This window comes from Parasedimentitalea psychrophila (genome assembly GCF_030285785.1).
Classification (GTDB): domain Bacteria; phylum Pseudomonadota; class Alphaproteobacteria; order Rhodobacterales; family Rhodobacteraceae; genus Parasedimentitalea; species Parasedimentitalea psychrophila.
In genome coordinates this window covers 3708763-3729907 of the sequence record NZ_CP127247.1, presented here as the reverse complement: position 1 = coordinate 3729907, position 21145 = coordinate 3708763, and the positions used below count along the sequence as shown (strand labels likewise).

Here is a 21145-nt window from a genome sequence, read left to right as displayed (position 1 = left end):
GATGCCCCTGTCAAAGCGGCCTCAGGTCTCTTTCTTGGTCGATAGCAGCAGATTGGTTTCGCTGCTGACGATGCCGTCAAAGGTTCGGATTTTGGCCAGTGCGGTGTCCAGCGTTTCCAGCGTTTCGGTGCCCAGTTCAACGATCAGATCCCAGCGGCCATTGGTGGAATGGATCGCCCGCACTTCGGGAATGCCCTGCAATTGACGGGTAATCCGATTGGCCCCGCGCCCCTCGATGCCGATCAGCATCAGCCCGCGCACCGGATCGCGCAGCACATCCTCTTTGACCACCACAGTGAAGCCCAGAATGTCGCCGCGGCTCTGCAGCCGCTCAATCCGCGCCCGCACGGTGGTCCGCGACAGGTTCAGCTGCAACGCCAGATCCGACAGTGACGCCCGCGCATCATGGCGCAGGGCCGACACCAGGCGCTCATCCGTTTTGTCCATAAATCATTCCACTTCGACAATTCATTGGCCCTTATGCACAAAATCACCGCTGGCTTCCACCACAAAACGGAGATTAGTTGGGGCCAATCAAAGACAAAGCCAAGGAGGCCATTGTTGTGACCCCGCAAACCTGTATCCTCATCGGCGCCCCCGTCGACAGCGGCAAACGCCGGGCTGGCTGCCTGATGGGGCCGGATGCCCTGCGCACGGCCGGACTGGCCTCGGCCTTGACCGGACTGGGCCTTCAGGTCGAGGATTACGGCAATCTCTCGCCTGCCCCTTATCAATCAGACACTGCAGACGGCCCGCTGTTTGCCCCCAATGAAACGATCGGCTGGACCCAGAAACTGGCCGAGACCGCCGAACGGGCGATGGATTGTGGCCTACCGATTTTTCTGGGCGGCGATCACTCACTGTCGCTGGGCTCGGTTACCGGGGTGGCCAATTACGCCGCCAGCAAGGGTCGGCCTCAGTTCGTGTTATGGCTGGATGCGCACACCGATTTCCACACCCCCCGCACCACCGACAGCGGCAATCTGCACGGCACCCCGGTGGGGTATTTCACCGGCCGGGCCGATTTTGACGGCTTCCCCCCGGTGGCAAACCCGGTACCGCAGGAGAATGTCTGCATGATCGGGCTGCGCTCGGTGGACAGCCCGGAACGTCTGGCGCTCGAGGCCAGCTCGATCCGCCGCTTTGACATGCGCCAAATTGACGAAGGCGGCATTGCCGGGCCACTGTCCGCGTTTCTCGAGCACGTCGCCCGTCACAATGGCATGTTGCACGTGTCGCTCGACGTTGATTTCCTCGACCCCTCGGTGGCGCCGGCGGTGGGCACCACGGTGCCCGGCGGTGCCACCGTCCGCGAGGCCCATCTGGTTTGCGAAATGTTGCATGATTCCGGCCTGATGACCTCGCTTGATCTGGTTGAGCTGAACCCCTTCCTTGATGAACGCGGTCGCACCGCACATCTGATGGTCGACCTCTGCGCCTCGGCGCTTGGCCGCCGCGTATTTGACCGACCGACCCGGAGCTACCAATGACCCAACACACCCAACCCTCGGCTAAGGCCCTTGTCCCTTTTGTCAGTGTCGACAACATGATGCGGCTCATTCATCATGTTGGGCTCGAGCAGATGCTGCGCGATCTGGCGGGCTATGTCGAAGACGACTTTAAGCGCTGGGAACTGTTCGACAAGACCCCGCGGGTGGCCAGCCACTCGGATGTCGGAGTGATCGAGCTGATGCCTACCTCGGATGGCGAATCTTATGGCTTCAAATATGTCAACGGCCACCCCAAGAACACCTCGGAGGGGCTGCAAACCGTCACCGCCTTTGGTCTGCTGGCGGATGTCTATACCGGCTACCCGGTGCTACTGACCGAAATGACAATCCTGACCGCCCTGCGCACTGCCGCTACCTCGGCTATGGTGGCCAAATATCTGGCCCCCAAAGGGGCCACCACCATGGCAATGATCGGCAATGGCGCGCAGTCTGAATTCCAAAGTCTGGCGATGAAGGCGATCTGTGGCATCACGTCGGTGCGGCTTTACGACAAAGATCCCGCTGCAACCGCCAAATGTGCCGCCAATCTGGCGGGCACCGGTTTGAACGTGGTGATCTGCACCAGCCCGGAACAGGCTATTGAGGGCGCACAGATCCTAACCACCTGCACCGCCGACAAACAAAGCGCCACCATCCTTAGCGACAACATGGTTGGCGCCGGTGTCCACATCAACGCCATCGGCGGCGATTGTCCCGGCAAGACCGAACTGGCTGCCGGCATTCTGTCGCGCTCTGATGTCTTTGTCGAATTCCCGCCCCAGACCCGCGTTGAGGGCGAAATTCAGCAGATGCCCGAGGATTTCCCGGTCACTGAATTGTGGCAGGTGATAACCGGCGCCAAAACCGGCCGCAGCAGCGCCGAGCAGATTACCCTGTTCGACAGCGTTGGGTTTGCAATCGAGGATTTCTCAGCCCTGCGCTACGTCCGCGATCACATCAAGGGCAGCGATTTCTTCTTTGAGCTGGATATGCTGGCCGACCCGGATGACCCGCGCGACCTGTTTGGCATGGTCCAGCGCGCCGCCCGTTAACATGAGCAGCCCGGCGCATCTGTCGCCGGGCTGCCCAATATGATTTAGCTACGGCTGCGTTTTTCAAACCGCGGCAGCATCGCCGAGAAATCCATCCCCTGCCCGTCCTCATCCTCGACAAACTGGGCATAAAGTGCCTGTGCCAGCTGGCCCATCGGTGTATCCGCATCGGCGCTCTCAGCAGCCTGCTGTGACAGCCGCAGGTCCTTCAGCATCAGTTCTGCCGCAAACCCTGGCTGGTAGCCGTTATCCGCCGGCGATTGCGGGCCAACACCCGGCGCCGGACAATAGGCGTTCATGGTCCAGCTATAGCCCGATGAGGTCGAGACCACGTCAAACATTTTCTGCCGGTCCAGCCCCAGTTTATCCGCCAGCGCAAAGGCCTCGCAGGTGGCGACCATGGTGACGCCAAGGATCATGTTGTTGCAGATCTTGGCCGATTGCCCGGCACCAGCCTCGCCGCAATGCACCGCCTTCTGGCCCATCACCTCGAACAGCGGATCAGCCTTGGCAAAGGCCTCGGCGCTGCCACCGGCCATAAAGGTCAGCGTGCCGCCCGCCGCACCGCCAACCCCGCCGGATACCGGCGCATCGACGAACAACAGCCCCTTTTCTGCCGCCTGCCCGGCCACCGCACGGGCTGAATCCACGTCAACCGTGGAGCAATCCACCAGAGCCGCGCCCGCCGCCATCACCGGGATCACCTGATCAGCCACCGCCCGCAGGATCTGGCCGTTGGGCAGCATGGTGATCACCACCTCTGCCCCGGCAGCCGCCTCAGCGCCGGACGCCACCATCGAGACGCCGTCGATCGCCACATCCGCCATATCAAAGCCAGTAACCTGATGGCCTGCCTTGGCCAGATTGGCCGCCATCGGGCCGCCCATATTGCCTAGGCCAATAAATCCGATCTTCATGGGTTAACCCTCCTCAAATGTAAGTGCCTCGCCGCGCAGTGGCATCAGCATCTGGCTGACGGCACTGGCGGGAACGTTCATATCCGCAAATTTCCAACTCGGATTGCGGTCCTTGTCGATGATCAGGGCCCGAATGCCTTCCAGAAAATCCGCATTTTCCATGGCGCGGTGGGTGAACCGGTACTCCATCTCCAAGGCCCGGCGCAGCGTCAGCATAGACCCCCGCAGCCGGTGCAGCATCTCCACCGTACAGGCCATAGACAACGGCGCATTGCGACCCATGGATTTGAGCGTGGCCGTGGCGAAATCGCTATCCTCGCCCCGCAGGCTGGTCAGAATGTCGGCCAGCGTTTCGCCGCCAAAGTGGCGGTTTATGTCGTCCTGCATATCGCGCAGCTTCCCGGGCTCGGGTGTACTGGAGGCCGCCTGCAGGCAGATCGGATCGCCGTCGGTCTCTAACGCGGCGATCAATCCGGGCCATTCGCTCTGCGCTATGTAAAGATCGGCAAACCCCGCCAAAATCGCATCATCAGCGCCCATGCGGCTGTTGGTGACGCCAAGGTATTCGCCCAGCCGCTCCGGTGCCAGCGCCAGCAACAGGGTGCCGCCCACATCCGGCACCAGACCGATCGCCACCTCAGGCATCGAGATCTGGCTGCTCTCGCCGACAATACGTTGGGTGCCGTGGCAGCCGATGCCAACCCCGCCGCCCATGGTAAAGCCTTGCAGAAAACTGACCACCGGCTTGGGGTATTCAAAAATCCTGGCGTTCATCCGGTATTCGTCGCGCCAGAACTTGCGACCAAATTCATAGTCGCCACTGCTGCCGGTGCGATACATTTCGGCAATGTCGCCACCGGCGCAGAACGCCTTGTCACCCTCGGCGTCCAGCACAACCACCTGAACCCGGTCATCGCTGGCCCATGCCACCAGCGCGGCGTCAATCGCCATGCACATATCATAGGTCAGCGCGTTCAGAGCATCAGGTCTGGTCAGGGTAATACGGCCCGCCTTGCCCGAGATGCGGATATTGATGTCACTCATATATTTGGGTCCCTAGTGATTTTCGGCCAGCAGGTGCCGCGCCACGATCACTCGCATGATTTCATTGGTGCCCTCAAGGATCTGATGCACCCGCAGATCACGGACGATTTTCTCGATGCCATAATCCGCCAGATAGCCATAACCGCCGTGCAGCTGCAAACAGCCATTGGCCACCTCAAAGGCCACGTCGGTGACCATCAGCTTGGCCATGGCGCAGAACTTGCTGGCGTCCGGCGCGCCGGTGTCTAGCTTCCAGGCTGCCTGCCGCAAAAAGATCCGCGAGGCCTGCAATTTGGTCTCAAATTCAGCCAGCCGGAACTGCAATCCCTGGAACTGGTCGATGCTTTTGCCAAAGGCCTTGCGTTCGGACATATATTTCAGCGTCAGGTTCAGCGCCTGCTGGGCGCCGCCAAGGGCGCCGGCCGAGATGTTCAACCGACCACCATCCAAGCCAGCCATCGCATAAGAGAATCCCTTGCCCTCAACCCCGATCAGATTGTCGGCAGGGATTTTGCAGTCATCAAATTGCACCTGCGTGGTAGGTTGCGCCTTCCAGCCCATTTTGGCCTCAAGCGCGCCAAACGACAACCCATCGGCGCCGGCCTCGACCATCACGGCCGAGATCCCCTTGGGGCCGTCCTCGCCACTGCGCACCATGCAGAGATAGGCATCGGAATAGCCGCCGCCGGAAATGAACGCCTTGGTTCCGTTCAGGATGTAGCCGGTGCTGGTCTTCTCAGCCCGTGTCCTTAGCGCAGCGGCGTCAGACCCCGATCCCGGTTCGGTCAGACAGTACGAGAACACCTTGGACATCGAGCACAGATCCGGCAACCATTTCTGCTTGGTCTCGTTTGATCCAAACTTGTCGATCATGCCACCGCACATATTGTGGATCGACAAAAACGACCCCACGGCGGGGCAGGCCATCGCCAGCGCCTCAAACACCAGCGTCGCATCCAGCCGCGACAGACCAGATCCGCCATATTCATCAGAAACATAGAGCCCGCCAAACCCCAGCTCGCCGATCTGCGGCCACAGTGCCCGTGGCATGGTCCCCTCGGCTTCCCATTGCTGGGCATGCGGGGCAATCTGCTCTTGTCCAAATGCAAAGGCCATGTCGAAAATGGCGATCTGTTCCTCGGTTGGTGCAAAATCCATCTCGGGACCTCCAGTTGATCTGATTGCAGATATTATAACGCCTGCCGGCGGGAATTGAACAACTGTTTATTTCCTAATCCTTGCAAGAATCTTTCAACGGCGCAGGTCGAACCAGCAGGCTGTTTGTTGTTGTTGCTCTACAGAGATACCAGTGTTGTTCGACAGAGATACCTGCAGTGTCTGACGTCAGCGCCTATGGGTCCAAATAGCGTTATTTGATAAGAGAGTGTTTCTGGCTCATCGTAACCACTGAGGAGTGGAACATGAGACATACAACTGGAACAGGCAAAAGCCCTGGCGAGAAGATCGTCAAAGATATCAAGCGGGCCACCCCTGGACCTGTCACGGTATTGTTCCGCCCCTTTGAGAGCATATTCTGCCCCAAAGGAGATACACCATGGCACCACGACCATCCGAAGAATTCAAACGCGACGCAGTGCGGATCGCACTGACCAGCGGGCTGACCCGCCGACAGGCGTCCTCCGATCTTGGGGTTGGTATGTCCACCCTGTGCAAGTGGATCAGAACCTATCGTGACGCGGACGTTGTTTCGAAAGAGGATCAGGAACTGGCCAATGAGAACGAGCGCCTTCGCCGGGAAAACCGCCTTCTACGTGAGGAGAGGGAGCTGCTAAAAAAAGCAACAATCTTCTTTGCGGACCAAAGCAAATGAGGTTTTCATTTGTTGAAAAGCACCGCAATAGCATTCCCACAGAGCGACTTTGCCGGATTGTGGATGTCACCCCACGTGGCTACCGAGCCTGGCGCAAACGCCCTGCCTGCCAGCGTCAACGTGGGGATATGGTTCTGTTGGCCCACATCCGGGAGCAGCACCGCCTGAGTTTGCAGAGCTACGGCCGACCGAGAATGGTCGAAGAACTGAAAGAGCTTGGTCTGGATATTGGTCACCGCCGTGTCGGCCGATTGATGCGCCAGAACGGCATATCTGTTGTCAGAACCCGTAAGTACAAGGCCACAACGGACAGCAATCACAAGTTCAACATCACGCCAAACCTGCTGAACCGGAACTTCTCAGCAGATCGACCCAATCAAAAATGGGTTGTTGATATCAGCTACATCTGGACCCGCGAGGGCTGGCTCTATCTGGCCGTGGTTCTGGACCTGTACTCCAGGCGCGTGGTCGGTTGGGCTGTCAGCAACCGGATGAAGCGCGATCTGGCCATACGGGCGCTGAACATGGCCATAACCCTGCGCAGGCCGCCCAAAGGATGCATCCATCATTCTGATAGGGGCAGCCAATATTGCTCGCAGGATTACCAGAAAATCCTGCGCCGGTATGGCTTCAAGGTATCCATGAGCGGCAAGGGTAATTGCTATGATAACGCCGCAATGGAAACCTTCTTCAAAACCATCAAAGCGGAATTGATCTGGCGGCACTCTTGGCAAACCCGCAGGGCTGCTGAGATCGCCATCTTCGAGTACATTAATGGGTTCTATAATCCCCGCCGGAGACACTCGGCATTAGGCTGGAAAAGTCCCTTGGCTTTTGAAAAGATCGCCGCCTAAATGAGCACAAGGGGCGGAACGAAAGCGGGACAGGTCCAGCCCGCTCTTGAGCGATGAGAACGAAGAGATTACCGATCTGCTGGTTGGGCTGACGGCCGCACGGAAGACTTGGGGGTTTGGGCCATGTTTCCTGCATCTACGTAACGTGCAAGGTCATTCGTGGAACCACAAAAGGGTTTACCGGATTTACTGCGAACTGGAACTGAACTTGCGGATCAAACCTCGGAAACGGTTAAAGCGGGACAAACCCGATGCGCTGGCAGTGCCGGACGCCCCGAACATGACCTGGTCGATGGACTTCATGGCGGATCGCCTCGGGGATGGTCGGGCGTTTCGGCTCTTGAACGTGCTGGATGATTTTAACCGCGAGGGTTTGGGCATCGAGGTCGATTTTTCTTTGCCAGCCGAACGGGTTATTCGCAGCCTTAATCGGATCATTGAATGGCGTGGGAAACCAGGAACCATTCGGGTCGATAATGGGCCGGAGTACATCAGTGGTAAGCTGCTGGAATGGGCTGAGAAACAAGGTATTATCATCCAGTACATTCAACCCGGAAAGCCGCAGCAGAACGCTTACATCGAGCGCTATAATCGCACCGTCAGGCATGAATGGTTGGACCAACATATCATCGAAAACATAGAGGAGGCACAGGACTTTGCCACACAATGGCTATGGACTTACAATAATGACCGCCCGAATATGGGCCTCGGCGGCATCACACCCGCAATGAAACTGAAAATGGCCGCGTAAATTCTACGACCGCCCCCTGTTAAAAATGGGGGGATTACCCTGGGAGCTGCCGTTAGACGTGATTGGCACGAATGGCCGCTGATGGGCCGTTAACCCCTTACCCGCCTGTTTGCACCTGTTGCACGGTAGCCACGCTTCGAACTGGCTCCGCATGCTTCCACACGCGAAACCTAAACGCAAACAACCCCGCCGAAGCGGGGTGTAACGTGTTGTAATTTGTCTGTGTTATATTGGTTGCGGGAGTAGGATTTGAACCTACGACCTTCAGGTTATGAGCCTGACGAGCTACCGGGCTGCTCCATCCCGCGACAGTTTTGTTTGGGCTACCGCTTACGCTGCTTGAGCCCAGGTCAGTCTCTCTTGCGATGTGCGGCGAGACTGTGGTGCTTCAGGACGATGGTTTGTTCTGAAGGTATTGTTTGTTATCGTTGGGGATTTTTCTAGGTTTGGCGGTGCCCTACTCTCCCACACCTTAAGATGCAGTACCATCGGCGCAACAGTGCTTAACTTCCGGGTTCGGGATGGGACCGGGTGTTTCACTTGCGCTATGACCACCAAACCGAGGAAAATCCCCGCTTTGGAGAGATATACGGCGAGCTTGCAGAGCAAGCGCGCCGAGCAGGAGACAGTGTCTTTGCGAAGCAAAGGCGCGTTCCTGCATCAACTCCGGAGTGTTTGCCGACGGCAAGTCACTCCGTTTTGTCCAAGTCTTGTATAGTCTGATACGTGTCTTGCCGCCAGTTATGGCGACCTTAAGACACGGTTGGAATGTATGCTTTGATTGTCGTTCACAGAGTTTTTGTTATTGCTAACAGTCTGTCTATTACTGGATCAAATCAAGCCTATCGGGCAATTAGTACCAGTCAACTGAACGTGTTACCACGCTTACATCTCTGGCCTATCGACGAGGTGGTCTACCTCGGCCCTCAGGGATACCTTGTTTTGAGGGGGGCTTCCCGCTTAGATGCCTTCAGCGGTTATCCTGTCCGAACATAGCTACCCAGCACTGCCGTTGGCACGACAACTGGTCCACCAGTGGTTCGTTCACCCCGGTCCTCTCGTACTAGGGGCAACTCCTCTCAAGTATCCTACACCCACGGCAGATAGGGACCGAACTGTCTCACGACGTTCTAAACCCAGCTCACGTACCTCTTTAAACGGCGAACAGCCGTACCCTTGGGACCTGCTCCAGCCCCAGGATGAGATGAGCCGACATCGAGGTGCCAAACACTGCCGTCGATATGGACTCTTGGGCAGTATCAGCCTGTTATCCCCGGCGTACCTTTTATCCGTTGAGCGATGGCCCTTCCACTCGGGACCACCGGATCACTATGACCGACTTTCGTCTCTGCTCGACTTGTCAGTCTCGCAGTCAGGCTGGCTTCTGCCATTGCACTCAACGACCGATTTCCGACCGGTCTGAGCCAACCTTCGCGCGCCTCCGTTACGCTTTAGGAGGCGACCGCCCCAGTCAAACTACCCGCCACACAGGGTCCCGGATCCGGATAACGGACCGCGGTTAGACATCAAGCAGAGCAAGGGTGGTATCTCAAGGGAGGCTCCACCAAAACTAGCGTTTTGGTTTCGAAGCCCACCACCTATCCTGCACATGCTCGGCCTAATGCCAATGTGAAGCTGTAGTAAAGGTGCACGGGGTCTTTCCGTCTAACCGCGGGAAGCCTGCATCTTGACAGGCAATTCAATTTCGCTGAGTCTATGTTGGAGACAGCGGGGAAGTCGTTACGCCATTCGTGCAGGTCGGAACTTACCCGACAAGGAATTTCGCTACCTTAGGACCGTTATAGTTACGGCCGCCGTTTACCTGGGCTTCAATTCAGAGCTCTCACCCCTCCTTTTAACCTTCAGGCACCGGGCAGGCGTCAGACCCTATACGTCGTCTTACGACTTCGCAGAGCCCTGTGTTTTTAATAAACAGTCGCCACCCCCTGGTTTGTGCCCCCAGCTTCCACTTGCGTAGAAACCGGGCCTCCTTCTCGCGAACTTACGGAGGTATTTTGCCGAGTTCCTTCAACATAGTTCTCTCAAGCGCCTTGGTATTCTCTACCTATCCACCTGTGTCGGTTTAGGGTACGATCTCATGGAAGGGCTATTTCCAGGGACCTCTCAGCAGCCCATTCAATCCGATAAGGATGAACTACCTCTGAGATCCGTCACCACTTCCTGGCCCAGGAATATTAACCTGGTTCCCATCGACTACGCCTTTCGGCCTCGCCTTAGGGGTCGGCTTACCCTGCTCAGATTAGCTTTAAGCAGGAACCCTTGGATTTTCGGCGAGAGTGTCTCTCACACTCTTTGTCGCTACTCATGTCATCATTCTCACTAGTGATCTCTCCACCGGATGGCTTACGCCCCGGCTTCATCGAAAGATCCGGTCCTCCAAAATGCCCCGAAGGACACTAAAGAGGATAGGATCTATGTCACACTACGCTCTGCTACCATGCACTTACGTGCATCCTCGGCTTCGGCTCATGGCTTGAGCCCCGTTACATCTTCGCCGCAGGACAACTTATTTAGACCAGTGAGCTGTTACGCTATCTTTAAAGGATGGCTGCTTCTAAGCCAACCTCCTGGTTGTTTTGGTCGTCCCACCTGCTTTCCCACTTAGCCATGAATTAGGGGCCTTAGCCGGAGGTCAGGGTTGTTTCCCTCTTCACTACGGACGTTAGCATCCGCAGTGTGTCTGCCATCTAGTACTCCTCGGTATTCGGAGTTTGGTTAGGGTCAGTAAGGCTGTATGCCCCCATTGCCCATCCAGTGCTCTACCCCCGAGGGTATTCGGATGACGCTCTACCTAAATAGATTTCGCAGAGAACCAGCTATCTCCGAGTTTGATTGGCCTTTCACCCCTTGGCACAGCTCATCCCGATCTTTTTCAACAGATGTGGGTTCGGTCCTCCAGTGCATGTTACTGCACCTTCAACCTGGCCATGCCAAGATCACTCGGTTTCGGGTCTGATCCCACAAACTCATGCGCCCTATTAAGACTCGCTTTCGCTGCGCCTACACCTAACGGCTTAAGCTTGCTTGTGAGACCAAGTCGATGACCCATTATACAAAAGGTACGCTGTCAGGCCTCCGGATCCGAAGATCATTGGGGCCCTCCAACTGATTGTAGGCGTTCGGTTTCAGGTACTGTTTCACTCCCCTCGTCGGGGTGCTTTTCACCTTTCCCTCACGGTACTGGTTCACTATCGGTCAGTAAGGAGTACTTAGCCTTCGAAGGTGGTCCTCCGATCTTCAGACAGAATTTCACGTGTTCCGCCCTACTTAATACGTCCATCAGAGCTTAGAATACGGGACTATCACCCGCTATGGTCATGCTTCCCAACATGTTCTTCTCACTCATCTGGCTCGGCTGGTCCCCGTTCGCTCGCCGCTACTAGGGGAGTATCATATTGATTTCCTTTCCTCCGGGTACTTAGATGTTTCAGTTCCCCGGGTTTGCCTTTTTAACCCTATGTATTCAGGTTAAAAATACCTGGTTTACCAACTTATTTTGCCCTACCGCGCGGAGCGCTACTTGAGGGCGAACCCTTTCGTAGTCTCAACAAAGTAGTATAAATAAGAAAGTATCAGGTGGGTTGCCCCATTCAGAAATTCATGGATCAAAGCTTATTCTCAGCTCCCCATGACTTATCGCAGAGTATCACGTCTTTCATCGCCTCTTACTGCCAAGGCATTCACCAAACGCCCTTTTCGCGCTTGATTTGATCCAGAAATAGAAAGACTTGCGTCAATCAGAGAACAGAAGCTGGTAAGAAACTGTTCCCATATATCTCTGATATCAAAAGCATACTTTCCCGCTCGCACCATAGTAATGATGCGAACAATTTGAGCACGTCCCGTATGCAATCACCATCCGTGCGGGAGGTGACTGAAGAACGTACTCGGGTTAGTTTACTTGACTTGGACAACACCGTCGTTTCAGTCCGGCATACCCATAAACATCCGAGGAAACAGATGTCGTACAGGCTTGCATCACGCCCCCGAAGGGAAGATCAGCACCAATCTGAGGTCTCTCCCTTACTCGGGCGACCAACAGTATTGTTGATTATATCTCTCTAAACGATGTCAAGGCTTCTTGCGAAGCCACGTCCGATTGGACGTTCAAACATTCAAAGGAATGCTTGAAGATCTAATCAAAGTAAATTGGTGGAGCCTAGGAGGATCGAACTCCTGACCTCCTGAATGCAAATCAGGCGCTCTCCCAGCTGAGCTAAGGCCCCAGTTAATTTGCGCCGCAAATTGACTGGGCGTGCTGGCAGCCGACTTTCAGGGAAAGTCTGCGAGAAGCACTCAGTCATGTTCTGCGAGGCAGGGTGTAATCCTGAGACCCGCTGTCGGGACAGTCCACTGCGTAGACTACCCTGTCGCTTGTCACCAAGAGGACCTGTTATTCCCACTTGTCCGCGAAGCGGAAAGTGGGGTGGTGGGTCGAGGAGGACTTGAACCTCCGACCTCACGCTTATCAGGCGTGCGCTCTAACCACCTGAGCTACCGACCCGATTTTCATTCTGCATAAGCAAAACAAAACCAGTGTGCGAGCAGCACTCAGTGGTTATGTCACCGAACAGCTGCCGATAACGGCTGCTGCCGCGTGTTTCTGAAGAGATATGAGGACGGCCTGGCTCTGTCTGAGATCTTGCGATCCCAAACTGAGACTTGCGTCTCTATGATCATACACCCATTTCGGGCGCCGCTTCGTGAGAAGCGGAGATCTGCTAAGTGTTTCACGAGATCAGCAAGCTGATCTGGCTAGAAACATCCTTAGAAAGGAGGTGATCCAGCCGCAGGTTCCCCTACGGCTACCTTGTTACGACTTCACCCCAGTCGCTGAACCCACCGTGGTCCGCTGCCTCCTGTTGCCAGGTTGGCGCACGGCCTTCGGGTAGACCCAACTCCCATGGTGTGACGGGCGGTGTGTACAAGGCCCGGGAACGTATTCACCGCGTCATGCTGTTACGCGATTACTAGCGATTCCGACTTCATGGGGTCGAGTTGCAGACCCCAATCCGAACTGAGACAGTTTTTTGGGATTAACCCATTGTCACTGCCATTGTAGCACGTGTGTAGCCCAACCCGTAAGGGCCATGAGGACTTGACGTCATCCACACCTTCCTCCCGCTTATCACGGGCAGTTTCTCTAGAGTGCCCAGCTTAACCTGCTGGCAACTAAAGATGTGGGTTGCGCTCGTTGCCGGACTTAACCGAACATCTCACGACACGAGCTGACGACAGCCATGCAGCACCTGTCACTATGTCCCGAAGGAAGGCTCCATCTCTGGAGTTGTCATAGGATGTCAAGGGTTGGTAAGGTTCTGCGCGTTGCTTCGAATTAAACCACATGCTCCACCGCTTGTGCGGGCCCCCGTCAATTCCTTTGAGTTTTAATCTTGCGACCGTACTCCCCAGGCGGAATGCTTAATCCGTTAGGTGTGTCACCGAATAGCATGCTACCCGACGACTGGCATTCATCGTTTACGGTGTGGACTACCAGGGTATCTAATCCTGTTTGCTCCCCACACTTTCGTACCTCAGCGTCAGTATCGAGCCAGTGAGCCGCCTTCGCCACTGGTGTTCCTCCGAATATCTACGAATTTCACCTCTACACTCGGAATTCCACTCACCTCTCTCGAACTCTAGACCAGGAGTTTATGAGGCAGTTCCAGGGTTGAGCCCTGGGATTTCACCCCATACTTTCTGATCCGCCTACGTACGCTTTACGCCCAGTAATTCCGAACAACGCTAGTCCCCTCCGTATTACCGCGGCTGCTGGCACGGAGTTAGCCGGGACTTCTTTACTAGATACTGTCATTATCATCTCTAGCGAAAGTGCTTTACGACCCTAAGGCCTTCATCACACACGCGGCATGGCTGGATCAGGCTTGCGCCCATTGTCCAAGATTCCCCACTGCTGCCTCCCGTAGGAGTCTGGGCCGTGTCTCAGTCCCAGTGTTGCTGATCATCCTCTAAAACCAGCTAAAGATCGTAGACTTGGTAGGCCATTACCCCACCAACTATCTAATCTTACGCGGGCTGATCCTTCTCCGATAAATCTTTCCCCAAAAGGGCGTATACGGTATTACTCTCAGTTTCCCGAGGCTATTCCGTAGAGAAGGGTACATTCCCACGCGTTACTAACCCGTCCGCCGCTCGATCCCGAAGGATTGCGCTCGACTTGCATGTGTTAGGCCTGCCGCCAGCGTTCGTTCTGAGCCAGGATCAAACTCTCAAGTTGAAACGATCTTGCGATCGTGTCCTTGACGTCGAACCTCTGCACATATCGTCCCATTGTTCAAATGGGACAGTTTAACCGTTTGGTTGTGCTTCAGTTTCAAAAGAAACCGAAACCCTCCAAACAGTGAAGCTGACACTGGTCATCGGTTCGTATGCATATACGACCCTACCAGCGTTGATATATGCACAGGTTGATCCATCGAATGAACCAAACCGCCCACATATCTCTTCAGATATATAAATTTTCAAAGAGCAACAGACCAAAGGTCCTAGGCTCGTAAGCCCCAGAGACCAAAATCAAACCGATGCGCCAATCTCTCAGCACGCCCGCTTCAACCCCAATCTCCATCCCCCGTCTCTCCGAAGCGTCCCCGGTAGCACATCTGCGCCGCCGGTAGGGGGGTTCTAGGGTTATCGCACCCAGCCCGCAACAGCTAAATTACACAAATCGAAAGTTTCCTTAAAGAAAGCGGACAAACCTCGCAAAAACAACACCTTACGCCAAGATAAAGCCGCCCCCTGCCCCATTATCCCAGCACAAAACCAGCAGACCCGCCAAACCACAGCCCCCGGATCAACCATATAGACCTGAATGATGTCAGCGCCCGCAGGTTCGAATAGGGTGCAAAGGTGAGAAAGCGCTGTTGGCGCATCGGAGATGTGCAAATATACCATGGCGCTTCCAGGACCTGTTTGCCCCCTCACGGCGGCATGCTTTGCATGCGTCTGCCGGGCAATGGATGGTGGTCATGGGACACAGGGTCTCGGCAAAGACAGGGTCTCGGGGCAGTCGCCCTTCGGCTGACAGTACAAATACCAGCGTGCCAGGGACAACAGACTGCATTGTCGCCGCGCGCTGGAATTTGGCTGACTTCTTTTGGTGGCCTCAACAGGTGGCCTCAACACTTTACTCATTTTGCAAAGCTTGAGGTTGGTGACCACTGGAGACAGATTAACTTGGTGCCGAACTCAGTGATTTGGCTTTATGATCTACACCACGAGGAACTTATCTGGACACAGGCAACCAGCATAGCTCCAGAGCCTACCGCCAATATCCGCCTTAAAGTAGAGATGCACATTTGGGGGCACATCGACTCTGGTAACCCATATAAATAGGGGGTTTTTGGGTGAAATGGCGGTACTGTCAAACCAAGTCGAACGGACCGTTGCAGGGACAACATGACTGTCCATTATGCCGCGCCAAATTGGCGCCACTCAGCGAGAGCGGTGGTGCTGTTGGAATTGTAGCGTGAATATAGGTGACATTCCAGCCCTCTCAGGTATGTAAACATACCCTGTCGGGCAGCGATTGAAGTGATTGCAGACCGAGGCGTGGACCGAGACGGGTTTCTGCAGATTTCGCAAACGGTGGACGCGCAGCATGGCTCGTTCTCGGCGTCGACCCGGCCCCGTCTCGTGGCTTGCTAACAAACCACTGTCCGGCTGTGGCTGGGAATTCTCAGCCCGATTGTTCAGCCAACACCCGGTTTCTTGTCGGTCAGCAGTGCCGATGACCTTCATCGTGGTGGACCTGTCACGGTATTGTTCCGCCCCTTTGAGAGCATATTCTGCCCCAAAGGAGATACACCATGGCACCACGACCATCCGAAGAATTCAAACGCGACGCAGTGCGGATCGCACTGACCAGCGGGCTGACCCGCCGACAGGCGTCCTCCGATCTTGGGGTTGGTATGTCCACCCTGTGCAAGTGGATCGGAACCTATCGTGACGCGGACGTTGTTTCGAAAGAGGATCAGGAACTGGCCAATGAGAACGAGCGCCTTCGCCGGGAAAACCGCCTTCTACGTGAGGAGAGGGAGCTGCTAAAAAAAGCAACAATCTTCTTTGCGGACCAAAGCAAATGAGGTTTTCATTTGTTGAAAAGCACCGCAATAGCATTCCCACAGAGCGACTTTGCCGGATTGTGGATGTCACCCCACGTGGCTACCGAGCCTGGCGCAAACGCCCTGCCTGCCAGCGTCAACGTGGGGATATGGTTCTGTTGGCCCACATCCGGGAGCAGCACCGCCTGAGTTTGCAGAGCTACGGCCGACCGAGAATGGTCGAAGAACTGAAAGAGCTTGGTCTGGATATTGGTCACCGCCGTGTCGGCCGATTGATGCGCCAGAACGGCATATCTGTTGTCAGAACCCGTAAGTACAAGGCCACAACGGACAGCAATCACAAGTTCAACATCACGCCAAACCTGCTGAACCGGAACTTCTCAGCAGATCGACCCAATCAAAAATGGGTTGTTGATATCAGCCACATCTGGACCCGCGAGGGCTGGCTCTATCTGGCCGTGGTTCTGGACCTGTACTCCAGGCGCGTGGTCGGTTGGGCTGTCAGCAACCGGATGAAGCGCGATCTGGCCATACGGGCGCTGAACATGGCCATAGCCCTGCGCAGGCCGCCCAAAGGATGCATCCATCATTCTGATAGGGGCAGCCATACCGGCGCAGGATTACCAGAAAATCCTGCGCCGGTATGGCTTCAAGGTATCCATGAGCGGCAAGGGTAATTGCTATGATAACGCCGCAATGGAAACCTTCTTCAAAACCATCAAAGCGGAATTGATCTGGCGGCACTCTTGGCAAACCCGCAGGGCTGCTGAGATCGCCATCTTCGAGTACATTAATGGGTTCTATAATCCCCGCCGGAGACACTCGGCATTAGGCTGGAAAAGTCCCTTGGCTTTTGAAAAGATCGCCGCCTAAATGAGCACAAGGGGCGGAACGAAAGCGGGACAGGTCCATGGCGCCGTAAGACCGCAGCAGATCGGTCACGATGAAATGTGGGTTTCACCGTTGATTTTCACCAAAACCTGGTCCAGGTGACATTGCCAGTTGGAATGGGCGCGCATCTTCCGGATACGTTTTCTTCGGATCTCCGCGGCGAACAACGGCCCCAAGCGATTCCACCAGAAACGGCCCGTTTCGTGGCTGAGGTCGATGCCGCGCTCGTGCCGCAGATCCTCCACATTCCGGAGCGACAGTGGCAACCGAACGTACATCATTACCGCAAGCCAGATGATATTGGCACTGGTCTTGAAATATCAAATTGGGCTGTGTTTGGTCATGCCAAGAAGCCAAATCGCCGCCCTGCCCTTCACAACTGAGTTTCCTCTGACAAGACCGTGAAATGAGGTGTCATTTGTCATGGTCGAACGCTACGAAACTGCCCTGCCCGGCTCTAGGAAAACCGCTCTGATACTGCCCGGCAACATGTTCTCCCACACCAACTGACCCTCGATAAGAGGCCCAAACTCATGCCAAGTCGCGCTCAACCCTTAAACGCCATTGCGCAGCATATGCTACCATTTGCAAAGTAGTCTCTGGCGCTTCAATGCTCTTTGATTTTGAGGCTTCGATATCGGACACGAACAACAGCGCTGCCCCAATACTGGTTCCCGTGGAAGACAGGCTCTGAAGAACCGGGCGCCCGGTCGCAGCCTGCAACATAGCAAGGTACTGCGCATTATGGGCAAAGGGTCCTTCAACAATTATCGGCCCGTCCGCTCCTGTTAGTCGCAGGCAGGTGTCTGTCATCAAAGCCAAATAGTAAGAAAGCGCCACGGCACGAAAACCGGACCCTTCCGAGGGGTAAGCCCCATGCCACCGCATCTCCATTCCTTGATACGGGCCAGATAGGGGATCAACCGCAGGCAACAGCATGATCTCCTGATCCAAAACCCACTCAACATCCGCCGGGCTGATCTCAACCGGATGCCCTTTCTGGATCTGCTCAAACTCACGTCCGCCCATAAAGCGGCCTGACGGCACCGCCTCGCCCAGCGCATTCACATTGATCAACGTGTCCCGAGATGGGTCCAAGACGGTCTCGGTTCCGCCCATCGCCATCACCACCACCCATGTCCCTGTCGAAACCACAGAAAACGGCGTTTTCTGGGTCAAGACATGAGAATAGAGCGACGCGTTGGAATCGTGGATGCCGCAGATTACAGGCGTGCCCTTGGGCAGCCCGGTGGCCGTGGCGATTTTAGGCAGAACAGGCCCCAGAATATCTGTCGACTTGCGCACTGGCGCGATCTTGTCTGAGATATCGAGCGTCTCAACCAAATCAGAAAACTCTCCCTGAAGCGGCCGCCACAGGTCGGTATGACACCCCATTGAGGTAACGTCGTTGGCCACAACGCCGGTCAAACGATGGCTCCAGTACTGTGGGTAAGTCAGAATATGAGCCGTGCGGGCGTGCAACTCTGGATCAGCCTGAAACTGCCAATGCAATTGCGCGCCGACGTTCAGGCCATTGGCCAGACGTGGCGACCCTGTCTGCTCAAATGGGGGTCGGATCGCATCGTATTGCGCGGCCGTTTCTGCCAGTCCGTCATGCTCATAATCAAGGATCGGAGCCGCCAGGTCTCCGTTTTCATCCAGCAACACAATGCTGGCGCCGTGCGTCGTCACCGAAATGGCATCAATCCCGTAATCGCGGTGAAACTGCCCCAGGGCATCCAGCAAAAACGCCCAATGGCCTTCCGCATCGAAGTGCGGCCAAGGTGGGCCCGGACGAACTACATTTGGGCGCGTCACAACTGCAATTTCCGACACTGTCGTCAGATCAACCAGCGCCAGCTTGACGTTTGTCTTGCCAATATCAATGACCGCGATGTGGCGAGGAGACTTCATGGCATATGAAACAGGCTGGGCAAAGGCACCGCAACGGGCGCATTATCCGGCCCGACCTCCATCAGGTCGGCCATATGAGCCCACCATTTTTGCATGATCGGGTGATCTGCCAGAGTATCCATCCCATGATCCTTGGTCCGGATCAGCACGCCAATCAGCAACCCGGTTTCTTCGTCCAGGTGAATGCTGTAGTCACTGACACCTGCCTCGCCCAGTAGCCTCACCAGTTCAGGCCAGATCTCGTCATGGCGGCGTTGGTATTCGTCTGCCTTGCCGGGGGTCAGACGCATCCGAAAGACAAAACGGTCACTCATGTTGAGGGCCGCTTGGCTGCAATCATCGTCCAGAGCCGCGGCAGGGCGATCACCCCGATCAGCAGCAAGCCAATGAAGATCGACATCACGATGCCCGGAACGTTGAGCAGGCCCAGGCCAAAGGTGACCAGCCCCATGACAAAGGCAGCGATCACAACTCCAGGGATCGAGCCAGAGCCGCCGAGAATATTAATCCCGCCAAGCACCACCATGGTGACCACATTCAACTCCATACCTGTTGCGATGCTGGGACGGGTTGAGCCAAGGCGCGAGGTCAGGCAAATCGCTGCCACTCCGGACATCAATCCGGTCAGCAGGAACAGAATAAATTTGACCCGTTGCACCCGAATACCGCTGAACAGCGCGCCGGTGGAGTTGTTGCCAATGGCATAGACCGCACGGCCAAAATTGGTTTTGTGCAGTACCACACCATAGATCACGGCAATCACGGCAAATATGCCAATCTCGGCGGTGAACACCCAGTAGATATAGCCCTGCCCAAACCAGGCAAAACTGTCTGGATAGCCACCATACGCGCCATCACCCAGGATGATGTAACTGATGCCGCGAAACAGGCTCATGGTACCGATGGTCACCACAATGGAGGGCAGGCCCAGAACCGTGACAAAGAAGGCATTGAAGGCACCGCAGAGCAAACCGACGGTTAGACCGATCATCACCAGTTCCGGCGTCCCTGCCCCGTATTGCACCGCCAGTCCCATTGCCGTGCTGGCCAGCGCGATTATCGACGCTACGGAAAGATCGATCTCTCCTGAGATGATCAACAATGCCATGGCAAAGGCAATCATCCCCTTTTCAGTAAAGTTATACGTCGCATCGCTGAGGTTCCAGGCATTCAGGAAATAGGGTGACGCAAAACTGTTTAGCACAAAGATCCCAACGGCAACGACCAGCAACAGGGACTCCCAGCTGCGCAGAATGCGAGACGCGCGGCTGTTCAGGCGGTTGGGAACAAAACGCGCTGTCATGGTGGTATCACTCATACTGAACCTTCGGTTGATTTGAGAATGATACGGCCCTTGGTTCGGCCAGCGCGGGCGTTAAAGGCAACGGCAATCAAGATCGCGCTGCCGGAAATCGCCAGTTGCCAGAAGGGTGAAATATTCACCACGGGTAGCGCGTTCTTGACCACGCCCAGAAAGAGGGCCCCCAGCACCGCGCCGCCAACAGACCCGATGCCTCCGGCAATCGAGATGCCGCCAATGACGCAGGCCGCCACCACTTCAAGCTCAAAACCTCTAGCGATATCGACATAGGCAACGGCATAGCGAGCAACCCACAGATAGCCCGTCAGCCCCGCAAGGGCACCTGACAAGACAAAGGCCAGAAACTGCGTCTTGCCCACATTGATGCCAGTATAGACCGCCGCGTGGGGATTGCCGCCGACAGCAAATATTGACCGACCCAGCGCCGTGCGCGCCATCATCACGCCAAACACGATGACAGTCCCGACAGCGAACCAAGACAGCACTGGCAGGCCCAAAACTGATGCGCGAGAGAAACCGGTAAAGGCCGCGCTCATCTCGTGGGCGTTGACCCATTTGCCATCGGAAATCAAAAAGATGATGCCGCGAAAGATCGTCATGGTGCCCAGCGTCACCACGATAGGTGGTATTGCCAGTTTCCAGACCAGCAGTCCGTTGATCGCCCCCATCACTGCGCCGAGAAGGATGGCAATGGCAAGAATGACCGGGATCGGCAGGCCGGGCATGGCCACATTCAGCATGGCCACCACCATGCCGGTTAGCGCCAGATTTGCCGCCATTGAAAGATCAATGCAGCGGGTCAAAATGACCACCATCTGCCCCAGTGCCAAAATGATCAGCGGCGCCGTATCGTTGAACACATTGGCAAGGTTCGCCGGAGCGATGAAGCCAGAAAACCGAGTAGAAACCACCCCCAGCAGCACCAGGATAGCCGCGCCAAGGATCGCCTCACGGATTGGAATGTGTCGCAATACCATA

At 55.8% G+C, this 21145-nt stretch carries 11 protein-coding genes, 3 tRNA genes, 3 rRNA genes and 4 pseudogenes; 5 read left to right on the top strand and 16 right to left on the bottom strand.

Annotated features, from left to right (window positions below; all coding sequences use genetic code 11):
• Positions 1-21 precede the first annotated feature (21 nt).
• Positions 22-447: an Lrp/AsnC family transcriptional regulator gene (locus tag QPJ95_RS18070; protein ID WP_270920701.1), complete on the bottom strand. Its 426-nt coding sequence runs from the start codon at positions 445-447 to the stop codon at positions 22-24.
• 116 nt (positions 448-563) lie between these two features.
• Between QPJ95_RS18070 and rocF the strand changes: the two genes are divergently transcribed.
• Positions 564-1490: an arginase gene (gene rocF, locus QPJ95_RS18065; protein WP_270920707.1), complete on the top strand. Its 927-nt coding sequence runs from the start codon at positions 564-566 to the stop codon at positions 1488-1490.
• Positions 1487-2542: an ornithine cyclodeaminase gene (locus QPJ95_RS18060; RefSeq protein ID WP_270920702.1), complete on the top strand. Its 1056-nt coding sequence runs from the start codon at positions 1487-1489 to the stop codon at positions 2540-2542. The genes rocF and QPJ95_RS18060 overlap by 4 nt, the downstream gene beginning before the upstream one ends.
• 44 nt (positions 2543-2586) lie before the next feature.
• On the opposite strand, the gene mmsB is transcribed toward QPJ95_RS18060, so the two are convergent.
• From mmsB to QPJ95_RS18045, 3 genes are read right to left on the bottom strand one after another with little or no spacing between them, the layout of a single operon-like run.
• Positions 2587-3459 (bottom strand): 3-hydroxyisobutyrate dehydrogenase, encoded by an 873-nt coding sequence (gene mmsB, locus QPJ95_RS18055; protein WP_270920703.1) that lies wholly within the window; start codon positions 3457-3459, stop codon positions 2587-2589.
• Between the two features lie 3 nt (positions 3460-3462).
• The gene (locus QPJ95_RS18050) at positions 3463-4503 is read right to left on the bottom strand and encodes an enoyl-CoA hydratase/isomerase family protein (RefSeq protein WP_270920704.1); all 1041 of its coding nucleotides are present in this window, start codon (positions 4501-4503) and stop codon (positions 3463-3465) included.
• Positions 4504-4515: 12 nt separating this feature from the next.
• Complete coding sequence (locus QPJ95_RS18045) at positions 4516-5661, bottom strand: acyl-CoA dehydrogenase family protein (protein ID WP_270920705.1); 1146 nt, start codon at positions 5659-5661, stop codon at positions 4516-4518.
• Positions 5662-6058: 397 nt separating this feature from the next.
• Between QPJ95_RS18045 and QPJ95_RS18040 the strand changes: the two genes are divergently transcribed.
• Both QPJ95_RS18040 and QPJ95_RS18035 read left to right on the top strand, forming a co-directional pair.
• Positions 6059-7188 (top strand): IS3 family transposase gene (locus QPJ95_RS18040; RefSeq protein WP_390922366.1). Its coding sequence is split into 2 segments (ribosomal slippage): positions 6059-6302 and positions 6302-7188, totalling 1131 coding nucleotides; the frame shifts between segments, so codons are not numbered across the junction.
• Between the two features lie 31 nt (positions 7189-7219).
• Positions 7220-7939 (top strand): annotated as a pseudogene (locus QPJ95_RS18035) (IS3 family transposase); the annotation flags it as partial.
• Between the two features lie 231 nt (positions 7940-8170).
• Here QPJ95_RS18035 and QPJ95_RS18030 read toward each other — a convergent pair.
• The 7 genes and pseudogenes from QPJ95_RS18030 to QPJ95_RS24480 all read right to left on the bottom strand — a co-directional run.
• Positions 8171-8247: transfer RNA gene (locus tag QPJ95_RS18030), tRNA-Met, on the bottom strand.
• A 136-nt stretch (positions 8248-8383) separates the two neighbouring features.
• Positions 8384-8498, bottom strand: a 5S ribosomal RNA gene (rrf, locus tag QPJ95_RS18025).
• A gap of 273 nt (positions 8499-8771) precedes the next feature.
• Positions 8772-11668, bottom strand: a 23S ribosomal RNA gene (locus tag QPJ95_RS18020).
• A gap of 442 nt (positions 11669-12110) precedes the next feature.
• Positions 12111-12186: transfer RNA gene (locus QPJ95_RS18015), tRNA-Ala, on the bottom strand.
• Between the two features lie 201 nt (positions 12187-12387).
• Positions 12388-12464 (bottom strand) — tRNA-Ile (locus QPJ95_RS18010).
• Positions 12465-12731: 267 nt separating this feature from the next.
• Positions 12732-14198, bottom strand: a 16S ribosomal RNA gene (locus QPJ95_RS18005).
• The 16S, 23S and 5S rRNA genes sit together here with 3 tRNA genes alongside, the layout of an rRNA operon.
• Before the next feature lie 1189 nt (positions 14199-15387).
• Positions 15388-15745 (bottom strand): annotated as a pseudogene (locus tag QPJ95_RS24480) (hypothetical protein); the annotation flags it as partial.
• A 41-nt stretch (positions 15746-15786) separates the two neighbouring features.
• Here QPJ95_RS24480 and QPJ95_RS17995 point away from each other — a divergent pair.
• Positions 15787-16914, top strand: a pseudogene (locus tag QPJ95_RS17995) (IS3 family transposase).
• Positions 16915-16991: 77 nt separating this feature from the next.
• On the opposite strand, the pseudogene QPJ95_RS17990 reads toward QPJ95_RS17995, so the two are convergent.
• From QPJ95_RS17990 to QPJ95_RS17970, 5 genes and pseudogenes are all read right to left on the bottom strand, one after another.
• Positions 16992-17231 (bottom strand): annotated as a pseudogene (locus QPJ95_RS17990) (IS6 family transposase); the annotation flags it as partial.
• Between the two features lie 232 nt (positions 17232-17463).
• A complete protein-coding gene (locus QPJ95_RS17985; RefSeq protein ID WP_270920793.1) occupies positions 17464-18846 on the bottom strand; it encodes an FGGY-family carbohydrate kinase in 1383 nt (460 codons plus the stop codon).
• On the bottom strand, positions 18843-19160 hold the full coding sequence (locus QPJ95_RS17980; RefSeq protein WP_270920794.1) for an L-rhamnose mutarotase: 318 nt from the start codon (positions 19158-19160) through the stop codon (positions 18843-18845). The genes QPJ95_RS17985 and QPJ95_RS17980 overlap by 4 nt, the downstream gene beginning before the upstream one ends.
• Positions 19157-20164, bottom strand: coding sequence for an ABC transporter permease (locus tag QPJ95_RS17975; RefSeq protein ID WP_270920795.1), 1008 nt, complete (start codon positions 20162-20164; stop codon positions 19157-19159). Before QPJ95_RS17975 ends, QPJ95_RS17980 begins: the two co-directional genes overlap by 4 nt.
• A complete protein-coding gene (locus tag QPJ95_RS17970; RefSeq protein WP_270920796.1) occupies positions 20161-21144 on the bottom strand; it encodes an ABC transporter permease in 984 nt (327 codons plus the stop codon). Before QPJ95_RS17970 ends, QPJ95_RS17975 begins: the two co-directional genes overlap by 4 nt.
• Position 21145 lies beyond the last annotated feature (1 nt).

Excerpts from the sequence above, each read along its gene's own strand:
- QPJ95_RS18070 (WP_270920701.1), bottom strand. The coding sequence starts at position 447 with ATGGACAAAACGGATGAGCGCCTGGTGTCGGCCCTGCGCCATGATGCG.
- QPJ95_RS17985 (WP_270920793.1), bottom strand. The coding sequence starts at position 18,846 with ATGAAGTCTCCTCGCCACATCGCGGTCATTGATATTGGCAAGACAAAC.
- mmsB (WP_270920703.1), bottom strand. The coding sequence starts at position 3,459 with ATGAAGATCGGATTTATTGGCCTAGGCAATATGGGCGGCCCGATGGCG.
- QPJ95_RS17970 (WP_270920796.1), bottom strand. The coding sequence starts at position 21,144 with ATGGTATTGCGACACATTCCAATCCGTGAGGCGATCCTTGGCGCGGCT.
- QPJ95_RS17975 (WP_270920795.1), bottom strand. The coding sequence starts at position 20,164 with ATGAGTGATACCACCATGACAGCGCGTTTTGTTCCCAACCGCCTGAAC.
- QPJ95_RS17980 (WP_270920794.1), bottom strand. The coding sequence starts at position 19,160 with ATGAGTGACCGTTTTGTCTTTCGGATGCGTCTGACCCCCGGCAAGGCA.
- QPJ95_RS18045 (WP_270920705.1), bottom strand. The coding sequence starts at position 5,661 with ATGGATTTTGCACCAACCGAGGAACAGATCGCCATTTTCGACATGGCC.
- QPJ95_RS18060 (WP_270920702.1), top strand. The coding sequence starts at position 1,487 with ATGACCCAACACACCCAACCCTCGGCTAAGGCCCTTGTCCCTTTTGTC.
- QPJ95_RS18050 (WP_270920704.1), bottom strand. The coding sequence starts at position 4,503 with ATGAGTGACATCAATATCCGCATCTCGGGCAAGGCGGGCCGTATTACC.